Genomic DNA, 19,069 nt, shown 5'->3' with positions numbered 1-19,069 from the left:
GGTCTCACTCTCCGAGTACTTGTTGTAGGTAGTCGTTGGCGAAAGTCCGGCTGGGATCGAGCTTTTCGCGGACCGCGAGGAAGTCGTCGAACCGGGGATAGCTGTCTCGCAGGTCCGTGGCGGTGCGGCCATGCATCTTGCCCCAGTGCGGTCGCCCGTCGTAGCGGCGCATGATCTGCTCGACCGCGGCGAAGTACTCGGTCGGGTCGTCACGTACATAGCGGTGCACCGCGAGGTACGCACTGCGGCGCCCATACGCGGTGGACAACCAGTTCTCGTCGGCGGCGGCTGCCCGGACCTCGATGGGAAAGCCGATGCGCCAGTCCCGTTCGGCGATCAGGCTGCGCACCTCGTCGAACGCGGCGCCCACTGACTCATAGGGGACGGCGTACTCCATCTCGCGAAACCGCACCCGCCGCGGTGAGGTGAAGACACGATCGGAGCGCTGCGTGTGCTCACGGTCGGACAGGAACCGGGTGACGGTGCGGTTCAGCATGGGCACGGCGGCCGGCAGTGCACTGCCCACCGCGCAGATCGCGCCAAGCACACCGTTCTCCACCACTTCCTCCTCGATCCACTGCGAGACCCGGTTGGTGGGCTCGAGCTGGGTGTAGGCGGGCAGCCGGATATTGGCCTTAGTGAATGCGACGTCGGTGTGCGGGAACCAGAAGAACTCGAAATGGTCTGTCTGCGTGCAGCGTTCATCGAACGCGGCGACGACGTCGTCGACAGTTTCGACGCGTTCGATGGCGTGGATCGCGAAACCGGGGACGCATTGCAGCGTCACCTCGACGATGATCCCCAGCGCGCCCAGGCCGACCCGGGCCGCCGGCAGCAATTCACTGCCCTGCTCGTGATCGATCCGGACCAGCTCGCCGGTGCCCGAGACCAGGGTCAGCCCCACCACCTGGGTTGCCAGGCCACCGAAGGTCAGACCGGTGCCGTGGGTGCCGGTCGAGATGGCTCCCGAGATGGTCTGGCGGTCGATGTCGCCCATGTTCTCGAGTGCGAGTCCATGCGTCGCCAGCAGTTGCGTCAGCTGCCACAGCGGTGTCCCGCCGCCGACGGTGACCTGCTTGCGGTCCCGGTCGACGCCGATGACACCGGCCAGGGCGCCCAGGTCCATTTGAATATCGGGCGCGACGGCGATGCCGGTGAAGCTGTGCCCGGAGCCGACGACCTTGACCCGGCGGCCGGCCGCGCCGGCGCGGGTGACGGCGTCGCACACCTCCGTGGCGGTGGTGGGCCGCAGCACCTCCGTCGGCTGCGCGGTCTCGCACCGACCCCAGTTCGTCCACTGCTGCCCGCTCATAGGAACGTCTTCCCTTCGCCTCGGTAGGTGAGCGCCGCGCCGACGGTTTCTCCATTGTCGACCAACAAGAATCGGTCGACGTGCTCGCTGAGCTCACCGGCCTTGCAGTGCCGGAACCACACGCGGTCGCCGACTTTCAGTGCGGCGGCGGCCTTTCCGGTGACCGGCGTCTGCACCTCCCCAGCCATCTCGGCCGGCAGCAGACTCAGCCCGCGCGGCCAGGCCGGCAGCGGCACCCGATCCTTGGCCGGCGGTCCGGACGCGATCCAGCCGCCGCCGAGCACCGTCGCAATCTGCGGTGTCGGCTTGCGCACCACGGACAGCGCGAACGCGGCAGCCGGCGCGGGGGTGAACCCGCGGTACGTGTCGAACAGGTGGGGGCCGAAAAGGCCACTGCCGGCTGCGATTTCGGTGACCGCGGGATCCGAGGCGGTGAACTCGATCGATCCGGTACCGCCGCCGTTGACGAACTCCAGATCCGTCACCTGACGGACCGCGGCCACTGCGAGCCCGCGACGTTCGAGCAGTTCGTCCTTGGAACGTCGCTGCATCCAGCGGATCAACTGCGACCGTGCGGCCTGGCCCCGGACATCGTCACCGACGCCGGCGATCTGGGCTTCGTAGGACATCAGGCCGACCAGCGAGAAGCCCGGGCGGGCAGCGATGGCCCCGGCCAGGGTGCGGGCCTGAGCGGCGGTGTGGACGGGGGAGCGGCGCACCCCGAGATGCCCCAGTGCGGGTGCCTGCCATGAGGCGTCCAGATCCAGGCAGACCCGCAGCGCGGGCCGCGCCGCCGGTGCGGCGACGTCGTCGATCAGATCGAGTTGGGCCGGGTCGTCCACCATGAGCGTCACCCGCGCCGCCAACTCCGGCGACGACGCCAACCGGGCGATCGCCGCGCGGTCGGCAGTCGGGTAGCCGACGACGACGTCGTCGTGCGGCGGGTGCCCGTCGTCGCCCTCGGCCAGCCACAGCGCTTCGGGCAACGTGAAGGCCAGCACGCCCGCATAGCCGTCGAGGGCTGTGACGGCGTCCAGGATCGCCCGCGACCGAACCGATTTGGACGCCACCCGGATCGGTGTCCCTGCCGCGCGGCGGCGCAGGTCGTGCACGTTGTGGTGCAGCGCGCCGAGATCGATGGCCGCGAGCGGCGGGTCCAGATGGGCAGTTGCCGCCGTCAATGCCGGCCAATACGTGTCGGAACGCGCCCACGACCCCTCGACGGAAGGCGGTTTCGACAGATCGACCGGCAGTGACGTGACCATGGATCGGGAGCTAACCGCATGTCGCGGGGTGCGCACGAGGGCATCGGTGACCACAATGGGGGGAAAACCGGACACGTATAGGAGGTGAGGTGGGCCAGGAAAGTGCGGCGTTGATCCCGACGTCGGTGCTCGTCAACGTGGTCGATGTCGCCGACCGCTCCGGCCTGCCCACCGATCGGTGGCTGGCGGCCGCGGGTCTGTCCGCCGCGACGCTCAACTCGCCCGATGCGCGGGTCTCGTTCCGGCAGGCGGCGCTCGTCCTGCGGCATGCGGTGCGAGCCATGCCGGACCGGGGCCTCGGCATCGATGTCGGTGCCCGCGACATGTTCGTGTCGTTCGGGGTGCTCGGACTGGCCATTCGCTCCGCGGAAAACCTCGGTGCGGCAATGCAAGTCGGCCTGGAACTGCATCAGAGCGCCGGCAGCCTGATGGACGTCGGCGCCGAGCTCATCGGTGACAGCTTCGCGCTGCGGGCCTATGAGCGCCATCCGGAACCTGAACTGCTGCCCTTCCTGTGCGAGGAACTGTTCTGCAGCGTGCTGATCACCGTCAGGACCGTGCTCGAGCTGCCCCAGCAGACGCCCGCGTACGTCCAGGTGAGTTACCCGCCGCCCGCGTACGCGCAGCGATACCGCGAGTTCTTCGGTTGTCCGGTCCTGTTCAATGCCGATGCCAACCGGCTGGCATTCGCGGATCCGCTGTGGTCGCAGCGGCTACCGCGCGCTGACCCGGCGACGCACGCGGTCGCCGTGGCCGCCTGCCGCGACATGCTGGCCGGGGGCGACCAGCCCAATGACGTGGTGCAGACGGTCGAGACGATGTTGCGCGACAGCGTGCGCGATCCGCTGACCATGGCTCAGGTCGCCAAGCGGCTGGGCGTCACGGAACGCACCCTGCGCCGTCGCCTGAGCGCCGGCGGACAGCAGTTCATCGCGTTGCGCGACAAGGTGCGCAGTGAACGGGCGCGCTACCTGGTCCGGGAGACGGCGATGCCCATTCACGCCATCGCCACCGAAGTCGGGTTCACCGACCCGCGGGAATTCCGCCGGGCGTACATCAAATGGACCGGACATCCGCCGACGCATGACCGGACGACCACCTAGGCCGGTTGATAATCCGGCAGGTCGATCGACTCGGCGGTGGAGAACCACTTGCGGCCGGCGTACAGCCGCAGCGGCCAGCGCTGCACCCATTTAATGGCGGACGCGGCACCGGCGATCTGGCGCTCGGACATCGGCGCGTACCCGTCGAGTCCGCCGGGCAGGGCCTGGCACCGGTCGACGTACGGTCGCATGACCGTCTCGTATCGCCGCAACGCGGCCTCGATGCCGGCCGCGTCGAGCGTCGCGGCCGGCCCGAGTTCTCCGGCCAGCACGTAGGCGCCGACGAGGGCCAGGCTGGTACCCATGCCGGACAGTGGCGACGCGCAGTACCCGGCGTCGCCGCACAGCGTGACCGGGCCCGCCGACCAGGTGTCCATGTGCACCTGGACGAAATCGTCGAAATAGAAATCTTCGGATTGCTCTGCAGCCCTGAGTAATTCGTCGCAGTACCAGCCGGCGTCGCGGAACCGTTCGGCCAGCAGTGCCCGCTGCGCGTCCGGGTCTCGGCGGTCGTATTCGAGTGGTTCGGACCGGAACGCCAAGCCGGCCTTGGCTGTCGCCGCGTCGTGCGCCGGCCGCAGTGATGCGTTGAGCCCGCCGGCGGCCTGGAACATCAGGAACCAGCCATCCAGGCCGATCATGTCCGGCGCGGTGAACCAGGCGTTGTAGCCGCCCAACCGCCGGATGAACTGCTCTTCCGGTCCGAATGCCAGCTGCCGGACCGCGGAATGCGGGCCGTCGGCCCCGACGACCAGGTCGGCCTGGATCACGTCGCCATCGGTCAGCGTGGCCCGGACACCGTCGTCGTCCTGTTCGATCGCCGAAATCCGCGTGCCGAATCGGTATTCGGCCGACTCGCGGGTGGCCTGGTAGAGCACGTCAGTGAGGTCGCCGCGCAGGATCTCGAGTGCGGAGACGATGCCATTGCCGTCGAAGGCCTCGACCGGCATCTCCGCGCGCCGGGTGCCGTCGGAACGCACCCAGGCGATGCCGCGCTGAAACAGGCAGCGCTCGGTCATCGCCGTCAACAGGCCCATGCGCGTGACGACCTCACGGCCGGCGCCGCGCAGGTCGACCGTCTGCCCGCCCGGGCGGATGGCCGGTGCTGCCTCGACGATCACCACTCGGTAGCCGTTTTTGGCCAGCCAATGGGCCAGTGCAGGTCCGGCGATCCCGGCGCCACTGATCAGTACGGTCGGCTGGGTCACAGCGAAAGCCTATGGCATGTCGCCCATCCCGGCATTCACAGCACGCTCTAATCGATGGCTCCTAGGCTGGCCTCATGGCGGACATCGACCGGCGCACAGTTCTGAAGGGCACAGCGGCGGCAGCGGGGGTGGCCGCGGCGGGAGTGGGCGGCTACCAGCTGTTGTCCCGCGCTGGCCGCGAGCATTCGGCGGGCAGGCCCAACATCCTGGTGGTCATCGTGGACCAGATGCGCGCGCCCCAATGGTTTCCCGATGCGAAACGGCTCGGCGAACTGCTGCCCAACCTGGACCGGCTCCGGCAGCGCAGCGTGTCCTTCGAGCGGCACTACTCGGCATCCAACATGTGCACGCCGTCGCGCGGCGTCCTGACCACGGGGCTCTACTCGCACCAGACGGGGTGCCTGTACACCGGTGAGGGACCCACTGAATCCACGTTGGCGCCCCGCTTCCCGACCTGGGGCACCATGCTGCGCGAGCAGGGGTACCGGACGTGGTGGTGGGGCAAGTGGCACCTGGGCCAGATTTCCGACACCACCCCGGACGGCCTTGACGCACACGGTTTTTCGGGTGGCACATATCCGTCGCCGAATGGCGGCCCGAACCAGGGTCTGCAGGTCGACCACACCATCGTCGACCAGTTCGACGGCTGGTTCGCCGACCACGCCGGCAGCGGCCCGTGGTGCACCACGGTGTCCCTGGTGAATCCACACGACATCTGCTGGTGGCCGAGAAACCCACTGCCGGACGATGTTCCGCACGTGTTCTCCGGGATGCCCGTCAACTTCGAGACGCCCGAGGACATGCGCCGCCGCGGTAAGCCGCAGTTGCAGATCGACTACATGAATTTCATGTCGCCGCTGATGACCGGCCCGGTGCCGTACTCAGGTCCGGAGATGGCGTCGCAGTGGGCCCGGTGCCTCGACAACTACCTGTGGCTGCATCAGCAGGTGGATGTCCAGATCGGCCGGGTGCTGGACACTCTGGCGTCACGCCCGGACGTGGAGCGCGACACCGTCGTGGTGTTCACCTCGGACCACGGCGAGTACGCCGGCTCGCACGGCCTGCGTGGCAAGGGCGCGGCGATCTACGAAGAGTCGATCCGGGTGCCGCTGTACGTGCACGACCCCGCCGGCCACCTGACCCCCAAGCCCGGCGAGCGCCGCGGCCAGCTGACCTCCAGCGTGGATATCGCTCCGCTGCTGCTGACCGTCGCCACCGGCGGCAACGGCTGGCGTTCGGACAGCCGCTTCAGCTATCTGCAGGCGCGGGGTGACATCGCCGCCATCGCCGCGAATCCCGGTGCGGCGGGGCGCCGTTGGGTCGCGCACGCCACCGATGACATGTCCGTGGAAGAAATGGCGGCCCTGATGAAATCGCCTGCGGTGCAGAAGATGATGGGTGGCGGGCCGATCTCCACCGAGATTCCGACGTCGGCGCCCAGCCACATTGTCGCGGTCCGGACGCCCGACGCGAAGTTCGGCCGCTACTCGTACTGGCAGCCCGGCGGCATGGAGACCGACCGCACCCGCAAGATCGACTACGAGCTCTACGACTACGAGTCGCCCTCGGGCGCGCAGGAACTCGACAACCAAGCGGGTCGCAGCGGCAAGCAGGCCAAGCTGCAGGGGTTGCTCGACAACGAGGTGCTGCCCGAGCTGCGGGCACCGCTGCCGGCCTGGATGCACGATGCCCAGGAGCAGGGCATGGCCGACATGCAGCGGCTCACCGTCGCCCGGGCGGGCTGACTTACAAGCCCAGCGCCTGGTACGTCCGCTTCACGAATTTCGGTCGCGCCGAACGGAGTTTGGCCTGCGAGGCGTTGCCGGCGACCGCGGCCGCGGCGTCCACACTGAGCTCCGGCTGGTTCTGGATCAGGTAGATCAGGATCAGGTTCGCGCTCGGGTCGGCCTGCCACCAGGTGCCGAACGCGCCCGGCCAGCTGAACGTGCCCGGGCCACCCGGACCGAAGAACGGTGTGGCCTTCGCCTCGTCGGTGACCAGGGACAGGTTCAACCCGAAGCCGCGGCCGATCCAGAACGGCGCGCCCAGGAACTGTTGGTGCTTCTGCTCGGCGGTGAGCCGGTCCGTGCGCATCGACGCCACCGATTCCTCGGACAGCACCCGCACCCCGTCGACCTCGCCGCCGGCCAGCAGCATCCGCGCGAACGTCAGGTAGTCGTCGACGGTCGACCACAGCCCGCCGCCGCCGGCGCAGAACGTCGGCGGCATCACCTGGGGCGGCCCCATTTTTCCGGGCTGCAGCGTCAGCGTGTCCCCGTTCGGGGCCAGCTGGTACATGGTCGCGGCCCGGCGCCGGCCCGAGTGCGTCACCGCGAAACCGGTGTCCACCATGTTGAGCGGCTTGAAGATACGCTCCGCCAACACATCTGGCAGCGGCTTGCCTTCGAGGCGGGACAGGATGAAGCCCAGCACGTCGGTCGATTGGCTGTAGGTCAGCGCGTCACCGGGCTGGTGCGCCAGCGGCAGTTGGCCGAGCTCGGCCAGCCAGCGGTCCGGATCCTGCAGCGACTGCAACTTGTTGTAGGCCTTGCCCAGTGGCGGCGGCACCGTGAACCCGTAGGCCAGGCCGCCGCGGTGGGTCATCAGATCCTCGATGGTGATGGGCCGTCGCGCAGGCACAGAGCGGTCCAACGGCCCGTCGAGGGTCGTCATCACGCGCGGGTTCGCCAGCTCGGGCACCCAGTTCGCGATGGGATCGGACAGTGCCAGCCGGCCTTCGTCGACCAGCGTCATCGCGGCGGCAACGGTGACGGGCTTGGACATCGACGCGATACGGAACACGGTGTCGCGCTCCATCGGCAGCTTGGCGTCCACGTCGCGGTGACCGAGGGTGTTGACCTGCCGGACCGCGCCGTCCTGCCACACCAGCGTGACCGCCCCGGCCAGCAGGCCGGTGTCGATCGCCGCGCTGACCGATTCGGTGTTCGCGTCGAGATTCACCCCGGTCACGTTAGCCGGTGACAGCGGGGCGCTCGCGGCGCCATCCGAGCCATCGGGAAGTAAATCGATCAGCAGCAGACCGGCGGTAGGCGATACTGCCTGACGTGGCTGCAGACCCGTCGACCCCGCACACGCCGATGAACAAGGTGGCGTTCGCCAGTTTCATCGGCACCGCGATCGAGTTCTACGACTTCTACATCTACGGGACCGCCGCGGCGCTGATCTTCCCGCAGGTGTTCTTCCCGAACCTGCCGCCGGCCATGGCGACCATCTCGTCGCTGGCCACCTTCGCAGTCGCGTTCCTGGCCCGCCCGATCGGCGCGGCCGTCTTCGGGCATTTCGGAGATCGCCTGGGCCGCAAGAAGACTCTCGTCGCGACGCTGCTCATCATGGGCCTGTCCACCGTCGGCGTCGGCCTGGTGCCCAGCTCGGCGTCGATCGGCATCGCCGCGCCGATCATCCTGCTCACGTTGCGGGTCTTCCAGGGCTTCGCGGTGGGCGGGGAATGGGCCGGTTCGGCACTGCTGTCCGCCGAATACGCCCCGTCCGGAAAACGCGGCATGTACGGGATGTTCACCCAACTGGGCGCGGGCGCCGGCCTGGCGGTCAGCAACCTGGTGGTGCTGATCGCCAATGTGACGATCGGGGAGAAGAGCCCGGTGTTCCTGGACTGGGGCTGGCGGCTGCCGTTCCTGTTCAGCGCGGTGCTGCTGGCCGTGGCGCTGTACGTCCGGTTGAGCATCGACGAGACCCCGGTGTTCGTGGCGGAGCAGCAGCGGGGCACGGTGCCCCGGGCGCCGCTGTCGGAACTGATGCGCCGGCAGAGCAAGCAGGTGTTGCTCGGTGCCGGCTGCATGGTCGGCATCTTCACCATGAGCTTCCTCGGCGGTACCTACCTGATGAGCTACGCCAGCACCCGCATCCACCATCCGCGGACCCTGATCCTCGCCGTCGGTGTGCTCGCGGGCGTATCGCTCATGGTGTTCTCGGCGATCTCGGCCGTGCTGTGCGACCGGTACGGCCGGCGCCGCATCATCCTGGTCGGCTTCGGGCTGGCGCTGCCGTGGGCATTCCTCGTCATGCCGCTGATCGACTCCGGGTCCCCGGTGGCCTTCGCGGTGGCGATCGCCGGCATCTTCTGCATCTTCGGGCTCGCCTACGGACCGATCGGGGCGTTCCTGCCTGAGACGTTCGCCACCCGCTACCGCTACACCGGTGCCGGCATGGCCTTCAACCTCGCCGGGATCGTCGGCGGTGCGTTGCCGCCGCTGGTCGCCGGGCCGCTGGTGGCCGCCCTCGGGAGCTGGGCCGTTGGCCTGATGATCGCCGTCTTCGTGCTGGTCAGCATCGTGTGCACGCTGGTGCTGCCGGAAACCCGGGGGGCGGTGCTCGACGAAGCGCAGGACACCATGCCTGACGGCGACGCGGTGGCGGCCTGCTAAGCTACGCGGCTAGTTAGACGTCCTTTAACGATCCGTCCAGAGAGGCGGAGAAGGAGGTCAGGTACTCGTGGCTGCTCACGAAACTGGCGTGTCCGGTGACCCCACCGACCGGGAATTGCTGTCCGCCGCCGACGTCGGCCGGACCATCTCGCGCATCGCGCACCAGATCATCGAAAAGACCGCGCTCGACGCGCCCGACGCACCGCGCGTCGTGCTCCTCGGCATCCCGACCCGCGGTGTCACCCTGGCCGCCCGGATCGCCGAGAAGGTGAAGGAATTCTCCGGTACCGAATTGCCCACCGGAGCGCTCGACATCACGCTGTACCGCGACGACCTCAACTTCAAGCCGCCGCGGGCGCTGGCCTCGACCTCGATTCCGGAGGGCGGCATCGACGACGCGACGGTGATCCTCGTCGACGACGTGCTGTACTCCGGCCGCTCCGTGCGCTCCGCCCTGGATGCGCTGCGCGACATCGGCCGCCCCCGCATGGTGCAGCTGGCCGTCCTCGTCGACCGCGGCCACCGCGAACTGCCCATCCGGGCCGACTACGTCGGCAAGAACGTCCCGACGTCGCGCAGCGAGAACGTCAAGGTGCGCTTGTCTGAAACCGACGGCGGAGACGACCACGTCTCCATTGCCCCTTACGGAGGACCCACCAGGTGAAGCATCTGCTGTCCGCCTCGGACCTGAGTCGCGAACAGGCCACGGCCATCCTCGACGACGCCGACAGGTTCCGGGAAGCGCTGCTGGGCCGCGACGTCAAGAAGCTGCCGACGTTGCGCGGCCGCACCGTGATCACCATGTTCTACGAGAACTCCACCCGCACCCGGGTGTCGTTCGAGGTCGCCGGTAAGTGGATGAGCGCCGACGTCATCAACGTCAGCGCCTCGGGATCCTCGGTGGCCAAGGGCGAGTCGCTGCGTGACACCGCGCTGACCCTGCGCGCGGCCGGAGCCGACGCGCTGATCATCCGGCACCCGGCTTCCGGTGCGGCACAACAACTTGCGGCCTGGACACTGGACGAGCACGGCGGTCCGTCTGTGATCAATGCCGGCGACGGCACCCACGAACACCCGACGCAGGCCCTGCTGGATGCGTTGACCATCCGTCAGCGCCTCGGCGGTATCGAGGGCCGGCGGGTGGTGATCGTCGGCGACATCCTGCACAGCCGGGTGGCGCGCTCGAATGTCTCGCTGCTGTCGACACTCGGCGCCGAGGTGGTGCTGGTGGCGCCGCCGACGCTGCTGCCGGTCGGGGTCGCGGACTGGCCGGTGACCGTCTCGCACGACCTGGATGCCGAACTGCCGGCCGCCGACGCGGTACTGATGCTGCGCGTGCAGGCCGAGCGGATGAACGGCGCGTTCTTCCCGTCGGCGCGCGAGTACTCGGTGCGCTATGGGCTGTCGGAGAAGCGCCTGGCCGGCTTGAGCGAGGACACGGTGGTGCTGCACCCCGGTCCGATGCTGCGGGGCATGGAGATCGCGTCGTCGGTCGCGGATTCGTCGCAATCAGCTGTACTGCAACAGGTTTCGAATGGGGTGCATGTGCGCATGGCAGTGCTGTTCCAGCTTCTCGTGGGCGCCGGCCGGGAGGTGATCGCATGAGTGTCTTGATTCGTGGCGTTCGCCTGTACGGCGAGGGCGATCCGGTCGACGTGCTGATCGCCGATGGGCAGATCGCCGAAATCGGGACCGGCCTGACCGGTGACGAGGTCATCGAGGCCGCCGGCCAGGTCATGCTGCCCGGCTTCGTGGACCTGCACACCCACCTGCGCGAGCCCGGCCGCGAATACGCCGAGGACATCGAAACCGGTTCGGCGGCAGCCGCTCTCGGTGGCTACACCGCGGTGTTCGCCATGGCCAACACCGATCCGGTCGCCGACACCGTCGTCGTCACCGACCACGTCTGGCACCGCGGGCAGCAGGTCGGCCTGGTCGACGTGCACCCGGTCGGCGCGGTCACCGTCGGACTCGACGGCAAGCAGCTCACCGAGATGGGCCTGATGGCCGCCGGCGCCGGGCAGGTCCGGATGTTCTCCGACGACGGCATCTGCGTCGACGACCCGCTGGTGATGCGCCGGGCCCTGGAATACGCAGCGGGACTCGGGGTCCTGATCGCCCAGCACGCCGAGGAACCGCGCCTGACCGTCGACGCCGTCGCGCACGAAGGCCCGAACGCCGCCCGGCTGGGACTGGCCGGCTGGCCGCGCTCGGCCGAAGAGTCCATCGTGGCCCGCGACGCGATCCTGGCCCGCGACGCCGGTGCCCGGGTGCACATCTGCCACGCCTCCACCGCGGGCACCGTCGAGCTGATCAAGTGGGCCAAGGCCCAGGGCATTTCGATCACCGCCGAGGTCACCCCGCACCACCTGTTGCTGGACGACTCGCGATTGGCTGATTACGACGGCCGCAACCGGGTCAACCCGCCGCTGCGTGAGGCCAGCGACGCCGAGGCGCTGCGCCAGGCCCTGGCCGACGGGGTGATCGACTGTGTCGCAACCGATCACGCCCCGCACGCCGAACACGAGAAGATGTGCGAGTTCGCCCACGCCCGGCCCGGCATGCTCGGCCTGCAGACCGCACTGTCGGTCGTCGTCGAAACCATGGTGGCGCCCGGCCTGCTGAGCTGGCGCGACGTGGCCCGCGTGATGAGCGAGGCCCCGGCCGCCATCGTCGGCCTGCCCGACCAGGGCCGCCCGCTGGCTGTCGGCGAACCCGCCAACCTGACCGTGGTGAATCCCGACGCCACCTGGACGGTGCAGGGCACCGGCCTGGCCAGCCGTTCGGACAACACGCCGTACGAGTCGATGACGCTGCCCGCCACCGTCACCGTGACGATGCTGCGCGGCAAGGTGACCGCGCGCGACGGGCGGTCTCCGGCGGGCAGGAGCGAAGCGACCCGGGGATCAGGTCAGGCGTGAACACCCCGACACTGATCACCTACCTGGTGCTGGCCGCTGTCGTGGTGGTGCTGCTCGGGTTCGCGGTCCGGCAGATGCTCAAGGGCTGGATGCACCGGGTACAGCGCCAGGCCGGCGCTGTCGGGCTGCTGCCCGCGCTGCCAGACACCGTGGGGCCGGCGACGGTCTCGGCCACCAAGGGCATGTACATCGGCAGCACTTTCACGCCGAGCTGGCAGGACCGAATTGCTGTGGGCTCCCTCGGCTTTCGCAGCAAGGCCGTGCTGACGCGCTACCCCGAAGGCATCATGCTGCAGCTCACCGGCGGCAGCCCGATCTGGATTCCCGAGGAATCCATCACCGCGATCCGCACCGAGCGGGCCATCGCCGGCAAGGTGCTCACCTACGACGGGATTCTCGCCATCCGGTGGCAACTCCCGTCGGGCACCGAAATCGATACCGGATTCCGCAGCGACGACCGTCGCGAACTGGCCAAATGGGTTGAGGAGGACAGTAAGTGACGAGTGACCAGACCGCCGTGCTGGTGCTGGAGGACGGCCGGGTGTTCACCGGAACACCGTTCGGCGCCGTGGGCCAGACCCTGGGAGAGGCGGTGTTCTCCACCGGCATGTCCGGCTACCAGGAGACCCTGACCGACCCGAGCTACCACCGGCAGATCGTGGTGGCCACCGCCCCGCAGATCGGCAACACCGGCTGGAACGGCGAGGACAACGAGAGCCGCGACGACAAGATCTGGGTCGCCGGCTACGTGGTCCGGGACCCGTCGCCGCGCGCCTCGAACTGGCGGGCCACCGGCACCCTCGACGACGAGCTGGTGCGTCAGGGCATCGTCGGTGTCGCCGGCGTCGACACCCGTGCCATCGTGCGGCACCTGCGCAACTTCGGGTCGATGAAGGCCGGCGTCTTCAGCGGAGCCGCTTTGGCGGCGACATCAGGCGCGGGTCCGGCGTCCGTCGATGAGCTCGTCGACCGCGTGCGCAACCAGCCGTCGATGCTCGGCGCGGACCTGGCCGGCGAGGTCAGCACCGATGGCGGATATGTGGTGGAACCCAATGGGGCGCACCGCTTTTCCATCGCCGCCATCGACCTCGGCATCAAGACCAACACCCCGCGCAACTTCGCGGCGCGCGGCATCCGCAGCCACGTGCTGCCGTCGTCGGTGACGTTCGACGAGATCGCCGACCTCAAGGTCGACGGGGTGTTCCTGTCCAACGGCCCGGGTGACCCCGCGACCGCCGACCACATGGTCGAGTTCACCAAGCAGGTGCTGTCGGCCGGAATTCCGTTGTTCGGCATCTGCTTCGGCAACCAGATTCTGGGCCGCGCCTTCGGCCGGTCCACCTACAAGATGACCTTCGGCCACCGCGGCATCAATATCCCGGTGGTGGAAAAGGCCACCGGCCGTATCGCGATCACCGCGCAGAACCACGGCTTCGCGCTGGAAGGTGAAGCCGGGGAAGAGTTCGACACCCCGTTCGGCCGCGCGGTGGTCAGCCACACCTGCGCCAACGACGGTGTGGTGGAGGGTGTTTCGCTGCTCGACGGTCGCGCCTTCTCGGTGCAGTACCACCCGGAGGCGGCGGCCGGCCCACACGACGCCGAGTACCTGTTCGACAAGTTCGCCGATCTCATGGCAGGGGATAAGTAATGCCGCGCCGTACAGACCTCAACCACATCCTGGTCATCGGGTCCGGCCCGATCGTCATCGGCCAGGCCTGTGAGTTCGACTACTCGGGCACCCAGGCCTGCCGCGTGCTGCGCGCCGAGGGGCTGCAGGTCAGCCTGATCAACTCCAACCCGGCAACGATCATGACCGACCCGGAGTACGCCGACAACACGTACGTCGAGCCCATCACTGCGGCCTTCGTCGAGAAGATTTTTGCGCAACAGGCCGAGCGCGGGAACAAGATCGACGCGGTATTGGCCACCCTCGGCGGGCAGACGGCGCTCAACACCGCGGTCGCGCTGCACGAGAACGGTGTGCTGGAGAAGTATGGCGTCGAGATGATCGGCGCCGACTTCGACGCCATCCAGCGCGGCGAGGACCGGCAGAAGTTCAAGGACATCGTCGCCAAGGTCGGCGGCGAATCGGCCCGCAGCCGGGTCTGTTTCACCATGGACGAGGTCCGCGACACCGTAGCCGACCTGGGTCTGCCGGTGGTGGTTCGCCCGTCGTTCACCATGGGTGGCCTGGGCTCGGGTATGGCCTACACCAACGAGGACGTGGAGCGGATGGCCGGCGAGGGCCTGGCCGCATCGCCTTCTGCCAATGTGCTGATCGAGGAATCGATCTACGGCTGGAAGGAATACGAGCTCGAGCTGATGCGCGACCATCACGACAACGTGGTGATCGTCTGCTCGATCGAGAACTTCGATCCGATGGGTGTGCACACCGGTGATTCGGTGACCGTCGCGCCCGCCATGACCCTGACCGATCGCGAATACCAGAAGATGCGTGACCTGGGCATCGCGATCCTGCGCGAGGTCGGCGTCGATACCGGTGGCTGCAACATCCAGTTCGCGATCAACCCGGCCGACGGCCGCCTGATCGTCATCGAGATGAACCCGCGGGTGTCGCGGTCGAGTGCATTGGCTTCCAAGGCAACGGGTTTCCCGATCGCCAAGATCGCCGCCAAGCTGGCCATCGGCTACACCCTCGACGAGATCGTCAACGACATCACCAAGGAAACACCGGCCTGTTTCGAGCCGACCCTGGACTACGTCGTGGTCAAGGCGCCGCGGTTCGCGTTCGAGAAGTTCCCCGGCGCCGACCAGACCCTGACCACCACCATGAAGTCGGTGGGCGAGGCGATGTCGTTGGGCCGCAACTTCATCGAGGCGCTCGGCAAGGTGATGCGGTCGCTGGAGACCAAGCGGGCCGGCTTCTGGACCGGTCTTGATGTCGACAAGACCCTCGACGAGCTGCTCGACGGACTGCGCACCGCGACCGACGGCCGGCTCTATGACATCGAACAGGCCCTGCGCCTTGGTGGTTCGATCGAGGCCGTGGCCGAGGCGTCCGGGGTCGACCCGTGGTTCATCGACCAGATCGCCACCCTGGTGGCGCTGCGCGGCGAACTCGTCGACGCCCCAGTGCTCAATGAGCGCCTGCTGCGCCGGGCCAAGCACAGCGGCCTGTCCGACCGCCAGATCGCCGCGCTGCGGCCGGAATTGGCGGGCGAGACCGGCGTGCGCGCGCTGCGCGAGCGGCTCGGCATCCGGCCGGTGTACAAGACCGTCGACACCTGTGCCGCCGAGTTCGACGCCAAGACGCCGTACCACTACAGCAGCTACGAGCTGGACCCCGCGGCCGAGACCGAGGTGGCCCCGCAGACCGAGAAGCCCAAGGTGCTGATCCTGGGCTCCGGCCCGAACCGCATCGGACAGGGCATCGAGTTCGACTACAGCTGCGTGCACGCGGCCACCACGTTGAGCGAGGCCGGTTTCGAGACCGTGATGGTCAACTGCAACCCGGAGACCGTCTCGACCGACTACGACACCGCTGACCGGCTGTACTTCGAGCCGCTCACCTTCGAGGACGTGCTCGAGGTCTACCACGCCGAGCAGGCCTCCGGGGCCGGCGGCCCGGGTGTGGTCGGCGTGATCGTGCAGCTCGGTGGCCAGACGCCGCTGGGCCTGGCCGACCGGCTGGAGAAGGCCGGCGTGCCGATCGTCGGCACCAGCCCCAAGGCCATCGACCTGGCCGAGGATCGCGGCGAGTTCGGTGAGGTGCTGCGCTTGGCCGGGTTGCCCGCCCCGCGCTTCGGCACCGCAACGAGTTTCGAGCAGGCCCGCCGCATCGCCGCCGACATCGGTTACCCGGTCCTGGTGCGTCCGTCGTACGTGCTGGGCGGCCGCGGGATGGAGATCGTCTACGACGAGCAGACCCTGCAGGGCTACATCGAGCGCGCCACCGAGCTCTCACCCGAGCACCCGGTGCTGGTCGACCGGTTCCTCGAAGACGCCATCGAGATCGACGTCGACGCCCTGTGCGACGGCACCGAGGTGTACATCGGCGGCGTGATGGAGCACATCGAGGAGGCCGGTATCCACTCCGGCGACTCGGCTTGTGCACTGCCGCCGGTCACGTTGGGCCGCACCGACATCGCCGCCGTGCGGAAGGCCACCGAGGCCATCGCCCACGGCATCGGCGTGGTCGGGCTGCTCAACGTGCAGTACGCGCTCAAGGACGATGTGCTCTACGTGCTGGAGGCCAACCCGCGTGCCAGCCGGACCGTGCCCTTTGTCTCGAAGGCCACCGCCGTGCCGCTCGCCAAGGCCTGTGCCCGGATCATGTTGGGCGCCACCATCGCCCAGCTGCGTGCCGAAGGCATCCTGGTCGCCGAGGGCGACGGGGCCACTGTCGCGTCCAACGCGCCGATCGCGGTGAAGGAAGCCGTGCTGCCGTTCCACCGGTTCCGCAAAGCCGATGGTTCGCAGGTCGATTCGTTGCTCGGGCCGGAGATGAAGTCGACGGGCGAGGTCATGGGTATCGACAGCGATTTCGGTACCGCCTTCGCCAAGAGCCAGACCGCGGCCTACGGCTCGCTGCCCTCGGGCGGCACGGTGTTCGTGTCGGTGGCCAACCGCGACAAGCGCTCGCTGGTGTTCCCGGTCAAGCGCCTGGCCGATCTCGGCTTCCGGGTGCTGGCCACCGAGGGCACCGCGGAGATGCTGCGCCGCAACGGCATTCCGTGCGAGGTCGTGCGCAAGAACTTCGAGGAACCCAGTCCGGATCGGCCGGCGATGTCGGCGGTCGACGCCATCAAGGCCGGCGAGGTCGACATGGTGATCAACACGCCGTACGGCAACTCGGGTCCGCGTATCGACGGCTACGAGATTCGGTCGGCCGCGGTGTCGGCCAGCATCCCGTGCGTGACGACGGTGCAGGGCGCCTCGGCCGCGGTGCAGGGCATCGAGGCCGGCATCCGCGGAGACATCGGGGTCCGGTCGCTGCAGGAGCTGCACAGCCAGTTGGGTGCCAAGTGAGCTTCGGCTCAAAACTGCGCGCCGCCATGGCACAGCGAGGTCCGCTGTGCCTTGGCATCGACCCGCACCCGGAGCTGCTGACGGCCTGGGGTCTGCCGGTTTCGGCGGACGGCGTGGCAGCGTTCAGCGACATCTGCGTCGAGGCGTTCGCGGGTTTCGCGATCGTCAAGCCGCAGGTCGCGTTTTTCGAGGCCTACGGTTCGGCCGGTTTCGCCGTCCTGGAGCGGACCATCGCCCGGCTGCAGGAGACCGGCGTGCTGGTGCTGGCCGATGCCAAGCGCGGCGACATCGGCTCGACGATGGCCGCGTACGCCCAGGCGTGGGCCGGTGATTCGCCATTGGCCGCCGATGCGGTGACGGCGTCGCCGTACCTCGGCTTCGGCTCGCTGCAGCCATTGCTCGACGTCGCGGCCGCCAATGGCCGTGGGGTGTTCGTGCTGGCCGCCACGTCCAATCCGGAGGGTGCCTCCGTGCAGCGCGCGGTGGCCGGTGACCGCACGGTGGCGCAGTCGATCGTCGACTCCGTCGCCGCGGTGAACGCCGGCGCCGATGGCTCGGTGGGCGTCGTGGTCGGCGCGACGCTGGCGGAGGTGCCCGATCTGTCCCAGCTGGGCGGACCGGTGCTGATGCCGGGAGTCGGCGCTCAGGGCGGCCGTCCGGACGCGCTGGCCGGGCTCGGCGGCGCCCAGCCCGGCACGCTGCTGCCGGCGGTGTCGCGCGAGGTGCTCCGGGCCGGACCGGACGTCGCGGCCGTGCGGGCCGCGGGGGAGCGGCTGCGCGATGCCGTCGCCTATTTGGCCTGACGCCTACTCGGCCTGACGCTTGCGGCGCCGGTGAATCCAGAGCACCGCGGCCAACACGCCGCCGCCGAGCGCGGCCGCGATCAGTGCCAGCCCTGTGATGCCGCCGCGGTCGCGAGTCCGGTAGACGACCTGCGCGTAGTCGGAATCCGTTGCGGCACGGGTGAATACGTAGTCGCCGTCGATGAGCTGGGGCTGGAGGAGATAGTTGGTCCAGCGGGTCAGGTAGTGGCCCCGGTAGCCGGCCAGGGCCGGTGAGTCGGTCCGGCCGGCGTAGTGCAGGGTCGGGGCGTTCCCGGCGACGGGTACCGAGCTCGGATCCATCCGGTGGTCGGCCAGCACGTACAGGTCGACACTCTGCGGCCCGGTCGCCGACCGGGACAGCCGCATCGGATAGACGGCGGTGTCGGACGCGAACGACAACCGCAGCGGCTGCAAGGTTCCCGACAGCGTGGTGTCACCGGCGTCCGGCGCGAGCTGAATCGCGACGATCTCCCAGCGGGCCGCGACGTAGGACGCCAAGTTGGCGTCGAGTCCGTCTGGGTGGGGAAAGCCCTTGGCCGTCAGCCAGCTCGTGAGGGCGGCCGGGTCGTCCGCGGCCAGGCGGGTGACGTCGAACGGTCCGATCCGCCGGCTGGACAGCACGTTGACGCCGCCGGGACGCGCGCCCGCTCCTTCGAGTGCACCCCGCGAACCTCCGGTGAGCCAGTCGAAGGTGGGCCACCAGTTGTCCCGGTATTCGATCCGCGGCGCGGTGATGCGCGCCAGCTCGTCGAATACTGTCGCGTCGCCCAGGGTGACCTGGGCGGCCGACGGGACGGGCATCACCCAGGCGGCCCGGTCCGAGGCGCCGCGAACCCCGAACGACATCAGGATGTCCTCGGTGCTGCCGTCCCACGCGATGAGCGCCCGTTCGTCGACGACGGCGGCCCCGGCGCGGTCGGGGATGTAGGCGCCACAGCCGCAGGCCCAAGCCGGCGCTGCGATGTTCGCCGTCAGGGCGGCGAACATCAGCATCGAGACGCACAGCAACCGGTACGCAACAGCCATCGGCATGAACGTACCGGC

15 protein-coding genes are annotated in these 19,069 nt (G+C 68.8%); 10 read left to right on the top strand and 5 right to left on the bottom strand.

The window, feature by feature from the left end; translation table 11 throughout:
- Window positions 1–4: 4 nt before the first annotated feature.
- Together ACNO8X_RS17700 and ACNO8X_RS17695 are read right to left on the bottom strand one after the other, a co-directional pair.
- Window positions 5–1,312, bottom strand: coding sequence for a D-arabinono-1,4-lactone oxidase (locus tag ACNO8X_RS17700; RefSeq protein WP_418002063.1), 1,308 nt, complete (start codon window positions 1,310–1,312; stop codon window positions 5–7).
- Window positions 1,309–2,577 (bottom strand): amino acid deaminase/aldolase, encoded by a 1,269-nt coding sequence (locus tag ACNO8X_RS17695; RefSeq protein WP_418002062.1) that lies wholly within the window; start codon window positions 2,575–2,577, stop codon window positions 1,309–1,311. The genes ACNO8X_RS17700 and ACNO8X_RS17695 overlap by 4 nt, the downstream gene beginning before the upstream one ends.
- Window positions 2,578–2,666: 89 nt before the next feature.
- Between ACNO8X_RS17695 and ACNO8X_RS17690 the strand changes: the two genes are divergently transcribed.
- Window positions 2,667–3,680, top strand: a complete 1,014-nt coding sequence (locus ACNO8X_RS17690; RefSeq protein WP_418002061.1) for an AraC family transcriptional regulator — start codon at window positions 2,667–2,669, stop codon at window positions 3,678–3,680.
- On the opposite strand, the gene ACNO8X_RS17685 is transcribed toward ACNO8X_RS17690, so the two are convergent.
- A complete protein-coding gene (locus tag ACNO8X_RS17685) occupies window positions 3,677–4,888 on the bottom strand; it encodes an FAD-dependent monooxygenase (protein WP_418002060.1) in 1,212 nt (403 codons plus the stop codon). The two genes, ACNO8X_RS17690 and ACNO8X_RS17685, sit on opposite strands and share 4 nt — an antisense overlap.
- Before the next feature lie 74 nt (window positions 4,889–4,962).
- Here ACNO8X_RS17685 and ACNO8X_RS17680 point away from each other — a divergent pair, with 74 nt between their 5' ends.
- Window positions 4,963–6,633 (top strand): sulfatase-like hydrolase/transferase, encoded by a 1,671-nt coding sequence (locus ACNO8X_RS17680; RefSeq protein ID WP_418002059.1) that lies wholly within the window; start codon window positions 4,963–4,965, stop codon window positions 6,631–6,633.
- A gap of 1 nt (window position 6,634) precedes the next feature.
- Here ACNO8X_RS17680 and ACNO8X_RS17675 read toward each other — a convergent pair whose 3' ends face one another.
- The gene (locus ACNO8X_RS17675; RefSeq protein ID WP_418002058.1) at window positions 6,635–7,849 is read right to left on the bottom strand and encodes a serine hydrolase domain-containing protein; all 1,215 of its coding nucleotides are present in this window, start codon (window positions 7,847–7,849) and stop codon (window positions 6,635–6,637) included.
- 137 nt (window positions 7,850–7,986) lie between these two features.
- Here ACNO8X_RS17675 and ACNO8X_RS17670 point away from each other — a divergent pair, with 137 nt between their 5' ends.
- The 8 genes from ACNO8X_RS17670 to pyrF all read left to right on the top strand — a co-directional run bounded on the left by ACNO8X_RS17670 (window position 7,987) and on the right by pyrF (window position 18,004).
- Window positions 7,987–9,291, top strand: a complete 1,305-nt coding sequence (locus tag ACNO8X_RS17670; RefSeq protein ID WP_418005946.1) for an MFS transporter — start codon at window positions 7,987–7,989, stop codon at window positions 9,289–9,291.
- Between the two features lie 88 nt (window positions 9,292–9,379).
- Window positions 9,380–9,955 carry a bifunctional pyr operon transcriptional regulator/uracil phosphoribosyltransferase PyrR gene (pyrR, locus tag ACNO8X_RS17665; RefSeq protein ID WP_043392696.1) on the top strand — a complete coding sequence of 192 codons (576 nt, stop codon included), beginning with the start codon at window positions 9,380–9,382 and terminating at the stop codon, window positions 9,953–9,955.
- Window positions 9,952–10,896: an aspartate carbamoyltransferase catalytic subunit gene (locus ACNO8X_RS17660; RefSeq protein WP_418002057.1), complete on the top strand. Its 945-nt coding sequence runs from the start codon at window positions 9,952–9,954 to the stop codon at window positions 10,894–10,896. The genes pyrR and ACNO8X_RS17660 overlap by 4 nt, the downstream gene beginning before the upstream one ends.
- On the top strand, window positions 10,893–12,212 hold the full coding sequence (locus tag ACNO8X_RS17655; RefSeq protein ID WP_418002056.1) for a dihydroorotase: 1,320 nt from the start codon (window positions 10,893–10,895) through the stop codon (window positions 12,210–12,212). Before ACNO8X_RS17660 ends, ACNO8X_RS17655 begins: the two co-directional genes overlap by 4 nt.
- The gene (locus ACNO8X_RS17650) at window positions 12,209–12,712 is read left to right on the top strand and encodes a transporter (RefSeq protein WP_133763656.1); all 504 of its coding nucleotides are present in this window, start codon (window positions 12,209–12,211) and stop codon (window positions 12,710–12,712) included. The genes ACNO8X_RS17655 and ACNO8X_RS17650 overlap by 4 nt, the downstream gene beginning before the upstream one ends.
- The gene (gene carA, locus ACNO8X_RS17645) at window positions 12,709–13,860 is read left to right on the top strand and encodes a glutamine-hydrolyzing carbamoyl-phosphate synthase small subunit (RefSeq protein WP_260939084.1); all 1,152 of its coding nucleotides are present in this window, start codon (window positions 12,709–12,711) and stop codon (window positions 13,858–13,860) included. The genes ACNO8X_RS17650 and carA overlap by 4 nt, the downstream gene beginning before the upstream one ends.
- Complete coding sequence (carB, locus tag ACNO8X_RS17640; protein ID WP_418002055.1) at window positions 13,860–17,201, top strand: carbamoyl-phosphate synthase large subunit; 3,342 nt, start codon at window positions 13,860–13,862, stop codon at window positions 17,199–17,201. Before carA ends, carB begins: the two co-directional genes overlap by 1 nt.
- Window positions 17,198–18,004 carry an orotidine-5'-phosphate decarboxylase gene (gene pyrF / locus ACNO8X_RS17635; RefSeq protein ID WP_418002054.1) on the top strand — a complete coding sequence of 269 codons (807 nt, stop codon included), beginning with the start codon at window positions 17,198–17,200 and terminating at the stop codon, window positions 18,002–18,004. The genes carB and pyrF overlap by 4 nt, the downstream gene beginning before the upstream one ends.
- A 3-nt stretch (window positions 18,005–18,007) precedes the next feature.
- On the opposite strand, the gene ACNO8X_RS17630 is transcribed toward pyrF, so the two are convergent.
- Complete coding sequence (locus ACNO8X_RS17630; protein WP_418002053.1) at window positions 18,008–19,051, bottom strand: DUF2330 domain-containing protein; 1,044 nt, start codon at window positions 19,049–19,051, stop codon at window positions 18,008–18,010.
- Between the last annotated feature and the right edge of the window lie 18 nt (window positions 19,052–19,069).

Origin of the sequence: Mycobacterium sp. PDNC021 (assembly GCF_048282635.1) — a bacterium.
Taxonomy (GTDB): domain Bacteria; phylum Actinomycetota; class Actinomycetes; order Mycobacteriales; family Mycobacteriaceae; genus Mycobacterium; species Mycobacterium llatzerense.
This window is presented reverse-complemented; position numbering and strand designations above follow the sequence as displayed.

Excerpts from the sequence above, each read along its gene's own strand:
- ACNO8X_RS17630 (WP_418002053.1), bottom strand. The coding sequence starts at position 19,051 with ATGGCTGTTGCGTACCGGTTGCTGTGCGTCTCGATGCTGATGTTCGCC.
- carB (WP_418002055.1), top strand. The coding sequence starts at position 13,860 with ATGCCGCGCCGTACAGACCTCAACCACATCCTGGTCATCGGGTCCGGC.
- ACNO8X_RS17700 (WP_418002063.1), bottom strand. The coding sequence starts at position 1,312 with ATGAGCGGGCAGCAGTGGACGAACTGGGGTCGGTGCGAGACCGCGCAG.
- ACNO8X_RS17655 (WP_418002056.1), top strand. The coding sequence starts at position 10,893 with ATGAGTGTCTTGATTCGTGGCGTTCGCCTGTACGGCGAGGGCGATCCG.
- ACNO8X_RS17670 (WP_418005946.1), top strand. The coding sequence starts at position 7,987 with ATGAACAAGGTGGCGTTCGCCAGTTTCATCGGCACCGCGATCGAGTTC.
- ACNO8X_RS17680 (WP_418002059.1), top strand. The coding sequence starts at position 4,963 with ATGGCGGACATCGACCGGCGCACAGTTCTGAAGGGCACAGCGGCGGCA.
- ACNO8X_RS17695 (WP_418002062.1), bottom strand. The coding sequence starts at position 2,577 with ATGGTCACGTCACTGCCGGTCGATCTGTCGAAACCGCCTTCCGTCGAG.